The sequence below is a fragment of the Haloterrigena gelatinilytica genome (genome assembly GCF_013342145.1).
GTDB classification, from domain to species: domain Archaea; phylum Halobacteriota; class Halobacteria; order Halobacteriales; family Natrialbaceae; genus Haloterrigena; species Haloterrigena gelatinilytica.
The window spans coordinates 1926940-1942403 of sequence record NZ_JABUQZ010000001.1; the positions used below are offsets into that span (position 1 = coordinate 1926940).

Consider the following 15464-nt stretch of genomic DNA (forward strand, 5'->3'; position numbering starts at 1 on the left):
GACCAACCACCAACCACCCGAATCCTCCAGCCACTCGACAGAGGCATAGCAAGCATAGTCTGCCGTATATACCGCAGTAGTTTGCCGTTCCCTCTTCCTGCGACTGACGCCCTCACCTGAAAGTAGCCGAGGGCAAGGATTCTGCGAAACCCAAATGCAGTATTTCGACAACTTGACCACCAACCAGCGAATCGCAGCAGAAACCATCAGCGCGAACGACGGCGCGACCGCCGCCGAGATCGCTGACTCACTCGGATACAAGACCACTTCCGGGGCCTATGATATGATTCGACGGCTCCGGCAGGCTGGCGTCCGTATCCCCGAACCGGAAGGGGGGATCTACCGGATCGAGGGCTTCGTGGCCCCCGAGATCGAGGAAGACGAGACCCCCGGACAGGTTCGCGTCCTCCGAACGCCGACGACCACGAAGCAGTCGGTGAGCCGGAAAGCGACCGACTTCCTCTCTGAACTCGAACTCGATCTCAAGGCCCGGCTCCAACAGTACGCCCCCGCCCGAGCGGACGGCGGCCTTCTCGCCGAAGATGGGAACGAGGATATTGTCTTCTTCCGCACCGACGACCACTTCGGGCAGACCGAACACAACGAGTACGGCGAGGAGACGTTCAACTCCGATATCGCCGAAGACCGTGTTTGGCAGTACATCGAGGAAGGCCTCGCGGAGAAGGCCCGACGGGAAGCGGCTGGCGTCGAGTTCGACACCGCTCACCTCTTGCTCGGTGGCGATATCATCACGAACGAGACGATCTATGCGGCCCAGCCGCACTCGATTGATCTCCACCTTCAGGGGCAGATCGAGCGGGCCTCTACGGTCTACACCGAGGTCATCAGGCGGCTCGCCGAAGAGTTCCCGACCGTTCAGGTCGTTACCCAGCACGGGAACCACGGCGAACTCCGCACTGGCGGACAAACCTCGGCGGCCAACGCCGACGACATTGTCTACTCGATGCTCGATCTCGCGGTGAGGCAGTCAGGCCTCGAGAACGTCACGTTCATCCAGAACGACGCGACGTACTTCACGAACTTCGAGATGCGCGGCCACCGGGGCCACATCCGACACGGCCACGAGAAGGGGTGTCTGAACCACATCGGCACCAACTCCCCGAAGGCCCGCTGGAGTTCGTGGCTCATCGACAACGGCTTCGACGTGGCTTACCGGGGCCACTTCCACGAGATGAAGATTGAGCCGGTTGCGGGTCGTCCCGTTGTTATGGGCGGCACGCTTCAGGATCAGGGAGATTACACAGAAGGCCTCGGGATTGCGTCTTCCCGACCGGCTGGCATTATCCACGGCGTCTCCGACGACGAACCGATGGCGTGGATGAAGCCAGTCTACTTCCGTTGACTGTCCTTCCTTGAGGATAGTAGTGCTTACCTGAAAGTTTATATATCAGGTAGGCTCTAAGGAAACTGCCTACTACGGGGACGATGCTCCCTCTTGAAGCCTGAAGCACCCGCAGCCGCCGTTAGCGACTCGCTTGTCTCTCGCCTCACAAGCATCAATTGAGACACATCTGTAGTAAATGTCCGCCAGCAAAGAAGGAGTCCGAGCAGATTCGTTTGAGATTACCGGCCTGAAGTCCCGACCCGTGTTCGACTATCACACGGCGTCGTGGCAATGCGACCGCGAACTGGAAGAACACATGAAACCAGCCCACGACGGAGACGGCGATGTTGCCGTCGTCTGTCCCCTCTGTGATGTGGACGAGTGGGCGTGGGAGATGTACCCCGGCGTCTACGGCCCACAGACGCTCGTGAAAGAGGTCTTCCACTTCACGATGGGATGCCCGGAGTGCGGCACGGAAGGCCGCTACGACGACTCTGGGCAGGTAATCTGCGACGACGACACCTGCGGCGTGGTCATCTCTGGTGACCGCCCCGCGCTCCTTCCCGAAGATAGCTTCGACGGTCGGTGCGGCGGTGATGGGGGGATCGGCGTTCCCGCCATCATGGAAGCCCAGCCGACGGAGCCTGACGTACAGTAGTCGAACACAACCACTAACCTGACCCAAATGCCGCGAGAAGTTGAGCCTCCGGTTTCGGACGATCTCTTTGACACCGAGACTGAGGCAGACCCCGAAGTTGAACAGATGATCCAGCAAGCCCAGCAGTTCCACAACCAGATCGACGCGATGAAAACGTGGAGCCACCGAGCGTTCGCCGACGTGACCGCTCGAGCCGCCGTCCTCGAAGCGACCGAGGACGAGGAGGGGGCCGCTGAACTGAAAGAGGTCGCCCGGCACCTGTTGACCGTGGCCGACCGGATTGAGGGAGGAGACGCGAACCGCGTCCGGCAGCCATGAGATACCAATGGCAGCACGCTCGCCCCGACGATGAAGGCGGATTCGATATCGACGGTCGTGTCGTTCATGTGGCCCCTACTTCGACTGACCCTACACGGGGTTCGTATCTGCTGGTGGAAGTTGAAGACCAGCAAGATATCTCCACCGAGTTTGCGGACGATACCGAAGGAGTGACGTGTGCCGGAAAGGGCGGCAAGTGTTCCCGCACCGTTGACTCCCCCGGCGACTTCTGCTGGCAACACGAGGATGAGCAATGACCCGGTTCCCCCTCGGCGCTCGGCTGTACCGGCTCCGGGGTGACTCGGGGAACGTGACGGCTGACTCCGAAGCGTTGACTGAGATGAGGGCCGACTGATGCTCCCCTCTCACACAGCCGTCCGAATCACCGATCCTCACCACGAGATGTGGGGCGTCACGGGGTTCGTGTTCCGGCGGGAAGGCGAGACCTTCCGAGAGGACGGCGTCGTTCCGGGCGGCCATCTGGTGGTCGCCTACGACCCGCACCACCTCGGCTACTTCCGCTCCGAGTTGGTCCACGAGGACGAAGTCGAAGTGGTGGGGTGCTGAGATGGTCAACCTCACGGTCGCGTTCGGTGCGGCCCTCATCGCCGGTCTCGTCCTCGGTTCTCTCTACGGGTTCCTTGGACTGCCCAGCCCGGCACCCGGATCTTTCGCTGGCGTTCTCGCCGTCTCCGGCTCCGTCTGTGGGATCTTCCTCGGCTACGCGCTGATAACTACCTACCTGACATGACTCTCATCGCCATAGACTTCGATAAGACCCTAACCCGTGACTCCGGCGACCCCTACAAAGCAGGGGGCGAAGAGCCGGACGAGGAGATGGTCGAGTTCGTCCGTTCTCTGAAAGAGGACAAGCAGTACGATATCATCGTCTGGACAGCTCGCCCGTGGAAGCACGCGGGCCACATAGCGGGCCTTCTGACGATGTGGGGCGTTCCCTACAACGGTCTCAAGTGCGAGAAGGGGGGCGCTCACGTCTACGTTGACGACCGAGCAGTCAACCACAACGACCCCAACTGGGAAGACCGCGTGTTCGGCCTTGCAGACCATGACAGCCAAGACCCAGACCAGCACGTCCTTGGAGAGTACGAAGAGGAACTTGAAGAACAGAGACATAATCCTTCTGACGCCTGACGGCGACCAGAAGTACCCTAACACCGCCGACGCTGCCGAGGTGACCGAAGGGCGAACCCAAGTTGTCGATCTCGGCGGAGAGGGTGAGATGGTCGATGGCCGTATCTTCGGTGTCTGGAAGGGCACTTGGAAGATGTGGCTCGACACCGGAGAGGGGATGCTGACCGTTGACCCGGTTGAGGCCCCGATCATGACCTACCCGTCGGGGGCCGGTGACGTGATCCGGTTCACCTACGACGGCGTCGAGCGAGAACAGTACGGGCGTCTGAAGCGCCTGAAGCGAGCGGACCTATAGACCAGACCCAAATGAGTACCAACGACAACAGCAACGTACAGAGCGCCGGAAACCTCGCCTCGGAAGTCGGCTCGGTCATCGCCAACCGGAACGGCACCCACGGCGACCCGGTCGAGAACCACGACCACATCGCGGACCTCTGGAACGCCTATCTCGGCGTCCGAACCGGCTCCCAGAACGGTTCCGAGCGAGTCCTCCGCCGTCCGATCCGGGGCGACGAGGTGGCCGACATGATGATTCTGCTCAAACTCAGCAGGAAGCACGTCGGCGGTATGGACCTCGATCACTACCGAGATAGCATTGGTTACGCGGCCATCGCGTCCCTCTACGTCCCCGAAGGAGCCGACAACGCGGCGGAGGCCCAAGAGTGACGTTCAAACTGCCTACTCGAGACACCGTCGAGGAAAGCCGCCGGGCGCTTCGGGAGGTCGAGCAAGACCGGAAGGCCCGACGAGCGGCCCGACTACAACTGTCCTTCGAGACCGGCGACCCGAGCCTCGGGCCGGGGATGTGGTGATATGAGCGACGAAGAAGTGGCCTTCGACGCGGCGACCGAACAGGAGATCGACTCGGTTCCCGGCCTGCGGACGGCGCTCGAGATTCTCGGCCACGCGAACCGGGCGGTCCACGAGAGCGGGAACTGCGTGATCGAGTTCGAGCTAACCGAGAGTGGGCGGATAAACATACAGGATATCACCCAGCACGTCGCGGTGCTGGAGGCGGTGTCCGATCTGCTGGACGAAAACGAGGAAGAAGATGCCGACTCAGAGTGACCGCCTGACCCAGTTACGGGACAGCACGCCGAAGGGCGAACTACCCTACATCAGCAAGTCCCGGCTGACGAAGTACGTGAAGTGCCCTGAGCAGTTCCGCTACTCCTACGTTCAGGGGTTGAAGGAACCGGGGACGATCTACACCCGACGCGGGACGATCATCCACGAGGTCATCGAGGACTACTACTACGCCGTCGAGGCCTACGTCGAGGACACCGGGGAGTTCCCCGAAGACCTCGTCGCCTTCCTGCCGGAGTGGGACCGCTGGGCCGACTACAGCGAGCCTTACATCACGAACTTCATCAACTTCGAGTACGCCCGGATGGAGGTCTCGCCCGATCCCGAGACGTGGCTCCCGGTCGGGATCGAGGCGGAGTCGTGGTTGGAAGACCCCATCGAGGGATTCGAGGGACGGCAGCCCCCGTGGATGGGGTACGCCGACGCGATCTACGACGACCGCTCCGTTCCCGGCGTCGAACCGGCGGGCGGCGTGGTCATTACGGACTTCAAGACGGGGAAGACCCCTAAGAAGCAGTACCGTGACGAGGGGATATATCTCGAGGGCGAGTATTACGCCGTCCTGTTCGAGCAAGAGTGGGACGTGACCGCTGTTGCCGGGTACTACCCCAAGGGGGACGACCTGATTATCAGCCCCCTCAAGGAGTCTCGCCGGGAGTTCATCTTCGAGACCATCGAGGAGATGCTGGAGATGATGGAATCCGGTGATCCCCACTGGCCGATCAACGAGACCCCGCTGTGCAAGTGGGGGCCGGGGAAGGACGAGCAGTGTTCGTACTACGATATCTGTTCGTCCGTCTGGGGAGAGGCCCTGAAACACGACGACCAGCTACGGGAAATGCTGGACGCGGGTATGTCCCCACACGAGATTTCCGTTGAACTCGGTACGAAGTCGAACTACGTCGGCTACGCGATACGGAAGCTCAATCTGTAACGGCCCTTCTCGAGTCTGAAAATGCATGAAAGTGGCGAGAAGCGAGGCGTAAACCATAGAGAACCAGACCCAAATGCCCGAGAAAATCATAACCAAGTCGGCTGAGATCCTGACGAACCAATACGGCCTTCAGCAGATATCGTCCCTGAAAGACGCACACGGCGTTCACGCGACCGTTTTCGTGGACCCTTCGACGGGGCAGCGGTACGTCGTCGTCTCGAAAGAGTATGCGTACAAGGGGCTTGCGTCGTTCATGTGGAAGGTCGTCAAGGGTGCGGCACGGGCCGAGTACCCGCTCGTCTTTTTCAACAACGACGGGGAGACGTTCACCGCGTTCGACCCCCACGTAGTCAAGGAGTTCAGCGTCGTCTCCGAGGGGCCGAGTAAACTGGCCCACGAAGAGTGGCGCAACATCGGCCTCGACTACGGGATCTCCCTCCGGCGCTACATGACCGGGGAGACCCCGACACTACCGGGCGGACAGACCGCGCTCGGCTCGTTCAACTAACTACCCAACCAGACCCAAATGCTCGAAATACTCGTTACTAACACGTCCTGCACCGAGAACGACGACGACTCCTTCACGCTCCGCCTCTACGGGCGAGACGCCGACGAGGAGCGGCACACGGTGACCGTCACGGACTTCCGCCCGTACTTCTACGTCGAGGCCGCTGAGGCGCGGAGCCGGAAGAACGAACTGCTCGGAGAACACGGCATCCGAGGCTTCGACTTCGACGTGGATATGGTGGGCTTCTTCGGGGAAGAGGTCACCCGAGTCTACGTCACCCAGCCCGGCGACGTTCGGGACGCGAAAAAGGCGTTCAACGGACAGACGTTCGAGGCCGACGTGGGGCCGACCCACCGGGTGCGGATCGACCGGGATGTGAAGTCGTGGATTCGTGTTCCCGCCGCATCCTGCACGCTGGACGAGATTGAATCCATCGAGGCACCCGTTGACGACGATCCCCGGCCTCGAGCGGTCGTGTTCGACATTGAGACCGACGACCGGGGCGCGTTCCCCGAACCCGGCGAGAAGCGCATCACCTCAATCGTCGCCTACGACTCCTACGAACGGGAGTACCACGGCTTCTTCGACACCGCCGGGCGGCCTGTCGGCACCTGCTTCCCGAACGGCAAGCCCGAGGAGTGCGACAAACTCCACTACTACCCCGACGAGCGGGTCATGTTGATCGCCTTCGGGGAGTGGGTTGAGGAGCGAGATCCCGACCTGCTGACCGCGTGGAACTCCCCTTTCGACGGGCCGTACATCATCGAGCGGATGAAGCGTGTATCAGCTCACCCGGCTCGTCTCTCCCCCGAGGGGAACTCCCACGTCACCCGACGCGGTGACCCGAAGATTCTGGGCCGGACGGTCTACGACCTGCTCCACGCCTACAAGAAGAACTCGTGGGGCGAACTACGCTCCTACTCACTGGACTACGTGGCTGGCGAGGAACTGGGCGCGTCGAAAATCGCCCACGATGAAGGGTACTTCGAGATGTGGCGGGACAACCCCGAGAAGTTGATGAACTACAACGCTCGGGACGTTCGCCTCACCGCTGAGATCGACGAGAAGGCGGGCGTCGTTTCCTTCCGAGACAACCTGCGGAAGATGATCGGCGTGGACTTCGAGGACACCCGAGAGAACTTCCAGTTCATCGAGATGATGGTCCGCCGGAAGTTGAAGGAGCGCAGCGAGGTCGGGCCGACGAAGTCCGGTCAGATGGCCGAAGAGTACGAAGGCGGATTCGTGGTAGACCCCTTCTCGGGCGTCGCTCACAACGTCGTCGGGATCGACTTGGCGAGCCTCTACCCGATGACGATGCGGATGCTGAACACCTCCCCCGAGGTCAAGCTCGATGCGACCGAGCCGGTTCTCGGAAAGGTGGCCGTCGCCCCGAACGGACAGGCGTTCTCGCTGGAGCAGGATGGCCTCTTCCGACAGATCGTTGACGACGCCCTCGCGTTGAAGATGACGTACAAGCGTCTCAAGCGACAGGCCGAACCCGGCTCCGCTGAAGAGGAAAAATACGAGGAGATGTATCAAGTATCAAAAACTATCACTAACTCTATATATGGCGTTTGTGGGTGGTCTAAGTTCTTCCTGTACGACCGCAAGACGGCGGAGGCAATCACCCTCGCCGGACAGGCCGTTCTCAAGCGGACTGCCGAGTACATCAACGACGAAACCATCGCCAATGTGATATATGGCGACACGGACTCGAACTACATCAAGTTCCCCGACGACTGGGGTCAGCAGCGATGCCTCGAAGCGGCGCAGGAGATTTGCGACCACCTCAACTCGGTTGTCTACCCGGCCCTCGCGGAGTCGATGGGCGTCCCCGCCGAGGACAACGAGTGGGAGATCGAGATCGAGATGTTCGCCCCCCGGTTCTTCCAGTGGGGTCGCAAGAAGAAGTACGCCTACGCGGCCTCGTGGAAGGACAGCATGGACTCGTTCACCGAGTCGCTGGACGAGCCGGAAATCTCGATCAAGGGGTCTGCCGCGAAACGGTCGGACGCTTCCCGCCTGACTCGGGACACCGAGAAGAAGGTCATCAAGGCCATCCTCAACGACGCTCCCCAGAACGAGATTGCGAACTACGTCTACGAGGCGGGAACCTCGCTCGACCCCGACGACCCCGACTGGGAGAACATCGGTATTCCCGGTGGGATCGGCAAGGAGTTCCACGAGTACGACAGCCCGACGGCCCACGTCGAGGCCGCGATGAACTCGAACGCGATCCTCGGCACCGAGTTCGGGAAAGCCTCGAAGCCGATGCGGTGCTACATCATGCCCACGTACTTCGATGAGGTGGGCGAGAAGATCGACCGTATCGCCTACGAAGACGCCGAGCAGATGGCCGACACCGGGATCACCCCGGACGTAGGCCGCATGACCCAGACGCTCCTCGTCAACCCGCTCGGCCCCGTCCTCGACGCGGTCGGGATCGACGTGGAGGCTGCCGTAGAAGGGCAGTTACAGACCGGACTGGGGGCGTTCTTCTGATGGGCCGCGCCTGCGAACGGTGCAGCGAGAAGGAGAACGTCACGCGGTTCGCCCTGTTCGGGCGGGGCGAGCCGGGCGGCGAAGAGTGGCTGTGCTGGGACCACCGTTGGCCGTACCTTCGGAAGCGGCTACACGGCCCCGATGCGACCGGCCCACCCGGCTCGGTCGTCGTCACCGAACCCGAACCTGAACCACTGTCCGGGCAGACCGGACTTGCGGACTTCCTCTGACCAGCGACAACCTTAAGCTCCCCTGAGCGGTGTAAATGGGGGGTACAGACGGGGCGACTAACCACCGCCCCGGCGGCCAACCAGACCCCAAATGAGTATCCAGCAGACGCTTCCAACCGGAGATACATCTGTACCGACCAGTAACCAGCGGGAACGCGACGTTGTCTTTACGGCCCGAGGATCGGAAGACGCCTCGGAAGCGGCGTGGCGGGTCGGCACGTTGATCGGCTACGAGTCGATGAACTACCGGCCCCCAGAGCGGTTCGACGTGGACTTCGTGGACTGGCCCTTCTCGAAACTGAAGAAGCAGGCGGTTCCAGACGTTGACGGAGCTTGGCGAGAACACCTGAAGGCGGTACGTGGGGAGCGGCCCCGCTATGCGGTCGCCCCAGACGCCGACGAGATTACCGGCGACTGGGAGTGGGTTCTCGACCGGGCTGCCGATCTCGAGCGGTATGCGGAGACCGTGATCGTCGTCCCGAAGATCGTCCACCCCCGAGACGTTCCGGCCCGCTACCGGGTCGGCCTTCCTTGCCAAGAGCGGTATGGCCCGTCGCCTCACCCGTGGACGGCCTACCGGGACTGCCCGGAAGTCCACTTACTCGGCGGCTCCCCCGTGAAGCAGGTGAAGGCCCGGAAGTACGGAGTCCCCGTCGAGAGCGCCGACACCACAAGTCCCCTTACGGCGGCCCGGTGGCAGGGCTACTTCGACGGCACCGGCTGGACGAAACTCCCGAAGGGCCGTTCTGACTTCTACGAGTGTGTCCGGCGGTCGTATAAGAACCTCCGGCACGGGCTGAACCCCGACCGAGATGTACGGTCGCTCCGCCCTCGGAACGCACAGCACGACTACGAAGAGGAGTTGTTCGAGACCCACCCCGACGCGGACTGTTGGGGGCCGGGCGACGACGCCCCCTCTCGGATGTACGAAATATACGCTGACTAACCAGATCCAAATGTTTGACCTCAACGATACTGTAGAGCGAGTGAAAGACGCGGCTTCCCTGAAGACGCTGAAGACCGACGAAGAAGACTCCATAATCGAGTTCGCCACTGAGCCGGAACTCTACGGGGTGATCCCCGAGCCGATTCCGGCGAACAAGGTTCTCCCCGAGTGGTACCGGCACCTCGAAGGGAGGATGGGCGAGGGCCTGAATCAGTCCACCGTCAAGCGGTGTGCGCCCTTCCTCGACGCCCTCTCGATGGGCTGGATTATCCCCCTCGCTGGGGAAGTCGAGTTCAACGCTCAATCAGAAGAGTTCGTCAACTACGAGTGGGGATTCGACCGGGAACTCGTCAGTAACCACAGCCCGGACCAAGTCGGGGGCGAGGAGTTCCCGCTGGCTCCGTTCCCCATCATAAAGTTCCACAACTTCTGGGCCATCAACGTCCCTGACGGGTATTCTGTGTTGTTCACAAAGCCCCTCAACCGGGTGGAGAACCGCTTTCAGGTCTTCTCCGGTGTGGTGGACTGCGACTCCTATTACAACTACGTCAACTTCCCATGCGTCTGGTCTGCCCCCGAGTTCTCGGGCGTGATTCCGGCGGGAACCCCGCTGATTCAGGCTATCCCGTTCAAGCGGGACGGCATCATCTCGGACGCGGTCGTGAAGGAGATGGATGACGAGGAGCAGGCTGAGATCCAGAAGACGAAGACGATTCTAAGCGGTCGAGAGTCCGCCTACCGGAACGAAATGTGGCAACACAAGCGCGGCTCGCGGAACCTGCCCCCCGAATAATCGTATGCAGTATTCAGTATATGGCACAGATTCTACCGCCGTTACCCGGCCCAACGCCGGTTCCGGCTCCGAAGCCGTACCGTCCCGGACGACCAATCGGCCCTGACCCCGTTGACCCCCAAACATGACTCAAGAACTCCCTAACCCCGAGGTGTACGTGACCGTTGAATACAGTGGCTTCCCGCCGTATGCAGACCGCTACGGACTCAACTGGTTCACCTGTCTTGAACTGACGCTCTGGATGGAATTCCCGATCTCGGAGACCGCCCATCTCGAGTCGAAGATGCCAGCAACGATAGAGCGCGTGGCCCTGTAACTCAATTGCTCCACTTCGCTAAGATACGGGTAGTAGATCTGTATTCAGTCAGTAGGAATATTATCAACACAAGAAAGGAAGGACTCCAACTGGCCGATCTTCTCCGTCGGTTCCACAATTTGCCTGTCTTTATCGTAGGTGACGACTCCTGCCTCGGTCAATTTTGGGATATGTGCGTGGTGGAGTGAGACCAGAGTTTGTCTGGTCTGGGATTCGTCGGCTTCCGTTATCTCTATTCCTTCTTCCCTTTCGACGATCTCGTTGCGGAGATCGCGGAGAGTCAACGCTCGATCCTGATTGAGGAGTAACCGGACGACTGCACGACGCTTTGGGTGAGAAAGTAGAGTAAAGACTACATCGGGCGACAGGCCTTCCGAACGAAAATCTTCGCTATCTTGCTCGGTTGGGGAATTCGTAGTCACATATACAATAAGGGGTCGTCTGGAAAAGCATATTGGGGCTACCCTAACTCAAGAGGTTGTTCTTTCCACAGCTAATGGCAGAAAAGCTCTGGTTTCAACAGTTGATCCCCCACTGATCGGAGATCAGTCGAGGTGAGGATTACTTTTCGTCCTTGTCAGTGCTGGGAGCCGGACCGAAATGATTGAACGGTTGAACGTGTTCTTCTTTAACAATCTCAGTACTCACGATTTCGATGCCGAGATCTGATATTTTTCCAGTCACGTTATCTACCGCGTCGGAATCTTCGGCGATGGCCTCAATGTGAAGGTTGTTCGCTCCTGTTAGCATCTCACGGACAGTAACCGTGCCGACGATTTCCAATGCTTCTTTAGCAATTTCCGAACGCTCGTCAGGTGGTGTTCGACATATAATGAACATATGTAGTTGATAGCTCGCCGATTCGTAGTCGATATGGGGGTGATATCCCTCAATCACCCCCGCATCCTCTAACTTCTCAATACGATTCCGAACGGTGCTGGCGGAGACGCCCGCTTCCTCACCCATCTCCTCGGCAGTAGTCCGACGTGCATCCTCTTGGAGTGCGTGAAGAATCGTCCGATCAACCTCGTCAAGTTCAATTCCGGTCATAGTTGCTGGTGTGTTCTGTGACCGAAGAGCGTTTCCCGGACAACGCAACGAGAAACGCAAAAGGGGGCAGCCCGTTACTCGGGGATATGGCAATTGAAGCCTCTTTCACCATTGACCAGCCCGAATTTCCTTTGAATATTGTTTTCGAGGAAGTACCCGATGCCACCATTGAACTGGATCGCGTCGTTCCAACGAACGACGCAGCTATCCCTTACTTCTGGATTTATGCTGACGATGTCGGTGACCTTACAACAAATCTAAAAGAGGATGAAGGGGTGGACGATTCCACCGTGATCGACGAGTTGGAGGAACAGATGTTCGTTCGAGTGGACTGGAACCTTGACCACGAAAGCGTCCTTACCGCAATTATCAACACCGATGTCACCCTCCTTTCTGGATTAGGTGACAACGAGAACTGGACGTTCGAGGTCAGAAGTAGCGATCAAGAGACGCTTTCCGAATTTCAATCGTACTGCCGAGAAAATGACATACCGGTCCAGCTCACACAGCTTCATGCGCTCTCCCCATTAGAATCTGATAAAGATTATGACTTGACAGATGGACAACAGGAAGCATTGGTATTGGCGTACTCTCGCGGGTACTTTGACTCGCCTCGGGGAGCCACGCAAGACGATCTCGCTGATGAACTTGATATCAGCCGACAGGCGGTTTCATCGCGTTTGCAGCGCGGTCTTCGACGGCTTGTAGCAAGTACGCTGATAACGTCCCCTGAGTGACTATTATAATCCCTCCTAAAGGAGAGTTGCTCGAGCAAAAATCACTCTCAACCCGTCATAGGCCATCTAATCCAGTGATGCATTCCTCCAAAGAGGCAAGCCGTGTTGTCGAAACCATTGATTCAATGAACACCGTCGAAGTCGTCGAGGACGGGATCTACCAAGCGGAGTACGATAGCACTCGTGACCAGCCGAGTCTGGCAGTCGTTGCAGCTGTGGCGGCTGTTGACAATAGTGATCCCGTGGAAATGAACCCACTCCATAATGTGATTGACACGGGGGCACTCAATGAACTGTTCTCGGCGACAACCAGTGGAGGACAGAGAAATGGTCACATCTCCTTTTCGTATGAGGGGTATGAAGTGACTGTATTCAGTGAGGGCGTTATCAAGGTCAACTCTGTGGAGAACACGTAACCAATGCTGGTGACCTAATACGGAAACTGTTGAACATTTCAAATAATTCGACTACTAATAGAATGATAAATAGCAGCACACCATATGGATGATCTTCCCGGCCCCGAGGGGGATCGCGTCGTCGAACGAGACGAGACCTACGATCATGAAGAGTACGGATCAGTCGAGGTGACTGGAATCTGGAGAGGTGTGAAACAAGTTGACAACGCGCGGAACACGGATCAGAAGGATGTCATCATCGTGCGCTACTCCACCAATGATGACGGAGAACAGGTAGACGAACTGACCGATACACTTGGTGAGTTTATCGAAGAGACGGAATAAAAACGCGATTCAAGAATAGATGGGAGAACACGGGGCGCACCTTCCTGCCGTCAACGATCTCTTCATACGGCTGTCAATCGAGACCCTAAGAGCTAATATCAGACAGCATAACACAATCAATACAATCCGCACACGGGGCGACCCGTACCACCGTCACGGTACACCCGAAATTGAGTTCAAACCCCTCTCTGAAGGGGGGTGACTTCGGGGGGTAGTTCAAAAAGAACCCTGCGCCGTCTGTCCAATTTACCGCGACGCAGGAGCGGTATGGACTCGCCGGGATTTGAACCCGGGGCCTCTCCCATGCCAAGGGAGTGATCTACCTCTGATCTACGAGCCCTCGTACGCATCTCTTCGTTTTCCGCGGGAATAGATAAACCCCTCGAAACGCTCGAGCCATCCCACGTATTAGCACACCACCCCGGCACTCGCTGGGAGGCGGGGGTAAACATTTGACCTATAGCGTGGTCGGTGGTAACGGGTGACACGAAATGAGACAGGAGATGCTCACCACGGACTTCCTCGAGCGGGCGGTCGACAGCTACGGCGACGTCACCGGCGTCGTCGCCCACGACGGGACCGAGTACACCTACGCGGAGGTCAACGATCGCGTAAATCGACTCGCACACGCCCTCGAGGAGCGCGGCGTCGAACGGGGGGACCGCGTCGCCCTGCTCGCGCCGAACACGCACTACTTCATCGAGACGCTGTACGCGACGAACAAGCTCGGTGCGGTGTTCGTCCCGCTGAATTACCGGTTGGCCGCGGGCGAGTACCAGTACATCCTCGAGGACTGCGCGGCGGGCACGGTCGTCGCGGACGACGACTACGCGGAGAAGATCGAGGCGGTCCGCGACACGATCCCGGCGGAGACGTTCGTGGGCTATCGGGCCGACGAGATCGAGGGAGAGTGGACCGACTACGAGGACCTCCTCGAGGGCCAGCCCACCGAGGAACCCGACCGGCCAGACATCAGCGAGGACGACGACGCCAGCATCAACTACACCTCGGGGACGACGGGCGATCCGAAGGGCGTCGTCCGCACCCACCGCACCGAACACTGGCACGCGCTGGTGCTCAACCAACACATGGAGATCAGAGACGACGACACCTACCTCTGGACGCTGCCGATGTTCCACTGCAACGGCTGGGGCCACACCTACGCGATCACGGGCACCGGCGGGACCCACGTCTGCCAGCGCACCTTCGACGCCGAGGGGGTCTTCGAGCGCGTACGCGAGTACGACGTCTCGTTCATGTGCGGCGCGCCGACGGTGCTGAACAACCTGATTCAGTACCACGAGGAGCGCGCTGCGCCGGAGGGGCAGCGAGGTGAAGGCGGTGAAACCGCCGGAACGCTCGAGACCACCGGCGACCGCGACGTTCGGATCGCGACCGCCGGCTCGGCGCCTGCCACGGCCACCATCGAGACCGTCGAGGACGAGTTCGGCTGGCGGATCATCCACATCTACGGGCTCACCGAGACCGCGCCGATTATCACGACGAGCAACTCGCCGCGCCGACTCGCCGAGCGCGGCCGCGAACTCAAGGTCAAGCAGGGCAGCCAGACGCTCTGTACCGACGTCCGGGTCGTCGACGAGGACGGCGCGGAGGTCCCCCGCGACGGCGAGACCATCGGCGAGATCGTCGTCCGCGGCAACCAGGTGATGGACCGGTATCTCAACAAGCCCGACGCCACCGAGAAAGCCTTCTCCGAGCGCCTCGAGGGCTACTTCCACACCGGCGACCTCGCGACGATCGACGAGGACGGCATGGTCGCGATCCAGGACCGCAAGAAGGACATCATCATCTCCGGCGGCGAGAACATCTCGAGCATCGAGGTCGAGGACGTCCTCTACGACCACCCCGACGTCGGGAAGGCCGCGGTCATCCCCGTCCCGAGCGAGGAGTGGGGCGAGACGCCGAAGGCGCTGGTCGTCCCGCGCAGCGGCGCCGAACCGACCGAGGACGAGATCCTCGAGTTCGTCGGCGAACACCTCGCGGGCTACAAGAAGCCCTCGAGCGTCGACTTCGTCGAGGATCTCCCCGAGACCGCGACCGGCAAGGTCCAGAAGTACGAACTCCGCGAGGAGTACTGGGGCGAAGCGGAGACGCGCGTGGGACAACAATAATCGACGAACGGGAACGG

23 protein-coding genes and 1 tRNA gene are annotated in these 15464 nt (G+C 59.9%); 21 read left to right on the forward strand and 3 right to left on the reverse strand.

Translation table 11 applies throughout. The annotated features are described in order from the left end of the window. The first annotated feature begins 154 nt into the window (after positions 1–154). From HTZ84_RS09775 to HTZ84_RS09855, 17 genes are all read left to right on the forward strand, one after another. Positions 155–1363 carry a hypothetical protein gene (locus tag HTZ84_RS09775; RefSeq protein ID WP_174680503.1) on the forward strand — a complete coding sequence of 403 codons (1209 nt, stop codon included), beginning with the start codon at positions 155–157 and terminating at the stop codon, positions 1361–1363. A gap of 298 nt (positions 1364–1661) precedes the next feature. Continuing rightward, on the forward strand, positions 1662–2003 hold the full coding sequence (locus HTZ84_RS09780) for a hypothetical protein (protein ID WP_174680504.1): 342 nt from the start codon (positions 1662–1664) through the stop codon (positions 2001–2003). Between the two features lie 105 nt (positions 2004–2108). Further along, the gene (locus HTZ84_RS09785; protein WP_174680505.1) at positions 2109–2321 is read left to right on the forward strand and encodes a hypothetical protein; all 213 of its coding nucleotides are present in this window, start codon (positions 2109–2111) and stop codon (positions 2319–2321) included. 354 nt (positions 2322–2675) lie between these two features. Next, the gene (locus HTZ84_RS09790) at positions 2676–2888 is read left to right on the forward strand and encodes a hypothetical protein (protein WP_174680506.1); all 213 of its coding nucleotides are present in this window, start codon (positions 2676–2678) and stop codon (positions 2886–2888) included. 1 nt (position 2889) lies between these two features. After that, entirely contained in the window at positions 2890–3072 is a 183-nt protein-coding gene (locus HTZ84_RS09795; protein WP_174680507.1) for a XapX domain-containing protein, read from the forward strand. Next, a complete protein-coding gene (locus tag HTZ84_RS09800; protein WP_174680508.1) occupies positions 3069–3473 on the forward strand; it encodes a capsular biosynthesis protein in 405 nt (134 codons plus the stop codon). The genes HTZ84_RS09795 and HTZ84_RS09800 overlap by 4 nt, the downstream gene beginning before the upstream one ends. Further along, positions 3439–3768, forward strand: coding sequence for a hypothetical protein (locus tag HTZ84_RS09805; RefSeq protein ID WP_174680509.1), 330 nt, complete (start codon positions 3439–3441; stop codon positions 3766–3768). The genes HTZ84_RS09800 and HTZ84_RS09805 overlap by 35 nt, the downstream gene beginning before the upstream one ends. An 11-nt stretch (positions 3769–3779) precedes the next feature. Next, a complete protein-coding gene (locus tag HTZ84_RS09810; protein ID WP_174680510.1) occupies positions 3780–4139 on the forward strand; it encodes a DUF6378 domain-containing protein in 360 nt (119 codons plus the stop codon). Further along, positions 4136–4285, forward strand: coding sequence for a hypothetical protein (locus HTZ84_RS09815; protein ID WP_174680511.1), 150 nt, complete (start codon positions 4136–4138; stop codon positions 4283–4285). Before HTZ84_RS09810 ends, HTZ84_RS09815 begins: the two co-directional genes overlap by 4 nt. Position 4286: 1 nt before the next feature. After that, positions 4287–4541, forward strand: coding sequence for a hypothetical protein (locus HTZ84_RS09820; protein WP_174680512.1), 255 nt, complete (start codon positions 4287–4289; stop codon positions 4539–4541). Further along, entirely contained in the window at positions 4525–5493 is a 969-nt protein-coding gene (locus HTZ84_RS09825) for a RecB family exonuclease (protein ID WP_174680513.1), read from the forward strand. The genes HTZ84_RS09820 and HTZ84_RS09825 overlap by 17 nt, the downstream gene beginning before the upstream one ends. Positions 5494–5566: 73 nt before the next feature. Then, entirely contained in the window at positions 5567–6001 is a 435-nt protein-coding gene (locus HTZ84_RS09830) for a hypothetical protein (RefSeq protein ID WP_174680514.1), read from the forward strand. Positions 6002–6019: 18 nt separating this feature from the next. After that, a complete protein-coding gene (locus tag HTZ84_RS09835; protein ID WP_174680515.1) occupies positions 6020–8503 on the forward strand; it encodes a DNA-directed DNA polymerase in 2484 nt (827 codons plus the stop codon). After that, the gene (locus HTZ84_RS09840) at positions 8503–8733 is read left to right on the forward strand and encodes a hypothetical protein (RefSeq protein WP_174680516.1); all 231 of its coding nucleotides are present in this window, start codon (positions 8503–8505) and stop codon (positions 8731–8733) included. The genes HTZ84_RS09835 and HTZ84_RS09840 overlap by 1 nt, the downstream gene beginning before the upstream one ends. A 91-nt stretch (positions 8734–8824) precedes the next feature. Beyond that, on the forward strand, positions 8825–9679 hold the full coding sequence (locus HTZ84_RS09845; protein WP_174680517.1) for a DUF6610 family protein: 855 nt from the start codon (positions 8825–8827) through the stop codon (positions 9677–9679). A 10-nt stretch (positions 9680–9689) separates the two neighbouring features. Next, complete coding sequence (locus HTZ84_RS09850) at positions 9690–10472, forward strand: hypothetical protein (protein ID WP_217468210.1); 783 nt, start codon at positions 9690–9692, stop codon at positions 10470–10472. A 124-nt stretch (positions 10473–10596) separates the two neighbouring features. Then, the gene (locus HTZ84_RS09855; protein WP_174680518.1) at positions 10597–10788 is read left to right on the forward strand and encodes a hypothetical protein; all 192 of its coding nucleotides are present in this window, start codon (positions 10597–10599) and stop codon (positions 10786–10788) included. A gap of 44 nt (positions 10789–10832) precedes the next feature. On the opposite strand, the gene HTZ84_RS09860 is transcribed toward HTZ84_RS09855, so the two are convergent. Next, complete coding sequence (locus tag HTZ84_RS09860) at positions 10833–11210, reverse strand: helix-turn-helix domain-containing protein (RefSeq protein WP_217468211.1); 378 nt, start codon at positions 11208–11210, stop codon at positions 10833–10835. Between the two features lie 139 nt (positions 11211–11349). Then, complete coding sequence (locus HTZ84_RS09865; protein ID WP_174680519.1) at positions 11350–11838, reverse strand: Lrp/AsnC family transcriptional regulator; 489 nt, start codon at positions 11836–11838, stop codon at positions 11350–11352. A gap of 86 nt (positions 11839–11924) precedes the next feature. Here HTZ84_RS09865 and HTZ84_RS09870 point away from each other — a divergent pair, with 86 nt between their 5' ends. From HTZ84_RS09870 to HTZ84_RS09880, 3 genes are all read left to right on the forward strand, one after another. Then, positions 11925–12575, forward strand: a complete 651-nt coding sequence (locus HTZ84_RS09870) for a helix-turn-helix domain-containing protein (protein WP_174680520.1) — start codon at positions 11925–11927, stop codon at positions 12573–12575. Between the two features lie 125 nt (positions 12576–12700). Beyond that, a complete protein-coding gene (locus HTZ84_RS09875) occupies positions 12701–12991 on the forward strand; it encodes a HalOD1 output domain-containing protein (RefSeq protein WP_174680521.1) in 291 nt (96 codons plus the stop codon). Between the two features lie 84 nt (positions 12992–13075). Then, positions 13076–13315 carry a hypothetical protein gene (locus HTZ84_RS09880; protein ID WP_174680522.1) on the forward strand — a complete coding sequence of 80 codons (240 nt, stop codon included), beginning with the start codon at positions 13076–13078 and terminating at the stop codon, positions 13313–13315. 268 nt (positions 13316–13583) lie between these two features. Here HTZ84_RS09880 and HTZ84_RS09885 read toward each other — a convergent pair. Beyond that, a tRNA-Ala gene (locus HTZ84_RS09885) sits at positions 13584–13655 on the reverse strand. Between the two features lie 151 nt (positions 13656–13806). Here HTZ84_RS09885 and HTZ84_RS09890 point away from each other — a divergent pair. Continuing rightward, positions 13807–15447, forward strand: a complete 1641-nt coding sequence (locus tag HTZ84_RS09890; protein WP_174680523.1) for a long-chain-fatty-acid--CoA ligase — start codon at positions 13807–13809, stop codon at positions 15445–15447. The last annotated feature ends 17 nt before the right edge of the window (positions 15448–15464 follow it).

Excerpts from the sequence above, each read along its gene's own strand:
- HTZ84_RS09775 (WP_174680503.1), top strand. The coding sequence starts at position 155 with ATGCAGTATTTCGACAACTTGACCACCAACCAGCGAATCGCAGCAGAA.
- HTZ84_RS09780 (WP_174680504.1), top strand. The coding sequence starts at position 1,662 with ATGAAACCAGCCCACGACGGAGACGGCGATGTTGCCGTCGTCTGTCCC.
- HTZ84_RS09785 (WP_174680505.1), top strand. The coding sequence starts at position 2,109 with ATGATCCAGCAAGCCCAGCAGTTCCACAACCAGATCGACGCGATGAAA.
- HTZ84_RS09790 (WP_174680506.1), top strand. The coding sequence starts at position 2,676 with ATGCTCCCCTCTCACACAGCCGTCCGAATCACCGATCCTCACCACGAG.
- HTZ84_RS09795 (WP_174680507.1), top strand. The coding sequence starts at position 2,890 with ATGGTCAACCTCACGGTCGCGTTCGGTGCGGCCCTCATCGCCGGTCTC.
- HTZ84_RS09800 (WP_174680508.1), top strand. The coding sequence starts at position 3,069 with ATGACTCTCATCGCCATAGACTTCGATAAGACCCTAACCCGTGACTCC.
- HTZ84_RS09810 (WP_174680510.1), top strand. The coding sequence starts at position 3,780 with ATGAGTACCAACGACAACAGCAACGTACAGAGCGCCGGAAACCTCGCC.
- HTZ84_RS09820 (WP_174680512.1), top strand. The coding sequence starts at position 4,287 with ATGAGCGACGAAGAAGTGGCCTTCGACGCGGCGACCGAACAGGAGATC.
- HTZ84_RS09825 (WP_174680513.1), top strand. The coding sequence starts at position 4,525 with ATGCCGACTCAGAGTGACCGCCTGACCCAGTTACGGGACAGCACGCCG.
- HTZ84_RS09830 (WP_174680514.1), top strand. The coding sequence starts at position 5,567 with ATGCCCGAGAAAATCATAACCAAGTCGGCTGAGATCCTGACGAACCAA.
- HTZ84_RS09835 (WP_174680515.1), top strand. The coding sequence starts at position 6,020 with ATGCTCGAAATACTCGTTACTAACACGTCCTGCACCGAGAACGACGAC.
- HTZ84_RS09840 (WP_174680516.1), top strand. The coding sequence starts at position 8,503 with ATGGGCCGCGCCTGCGAACGGTGCAGCGAGAAGGAGAACGTCACGCGG.
- HTZ84_RS09845 (WP_174680517.1), top strand. The coding sequence starts at position 8,825 with ATGAGTATCCAGCAGACGCTTCCAACCGGAGATACATCTGTACCGACC.
- HTZ84_RS09850 (WP_217468210.1), top strand. The coding sequence starts at position 9,690 with ATGTTTGACCTCAACGATACTGTAGAGCGAGTGAAAGACGCGGCTTCC.
- HTZ84_RS09855 (WP_174680518.1), top strand. The coding sequence starts at position 10,597 with ATGACTCAAGAACTCCCTAACCCCGAGGTGTACGTGACCGTTGAATAC.
- HTZ84_RS09865 (WP_174680519.1), bottom strand. The coding sequence starts at position 11,838 with ATGACCGGAATTGAACTTGACGAGGTTGATCGGACGATTCTTCACGCA.
- HTZ84_RS09870 (WP_174680520.1), top strand. The coding sequence starts at position 11,925 with ATGGCAATTGAAGCCTCTTTCACCATTGACCAGCCCGAATTTCCTTTG.
- HTZ84_RS09875 (WP_174680521.1), top strand. The coding sequence starts at position 12,701 with ATGAACACCGTCGAAGTCGTCGAGGACGGGATCTACCAAGCGGAGTAC.
- HTZ84_RS09880 (WP_174680522.1), top strand. The coding sequence starts at position 13,076 with ATGGATGATCTTCCCGGCCCCGAGGGGGATCGCGTCGTCGAACGAGAC.
- HTZ84_RS09890 (WP_174680523.1), top strand. The coding sequence starts at position 13,807 with ATGAGACAGGAGATGCTCACCACGGACTTCCTCGAGCGGGCGGTCGAC.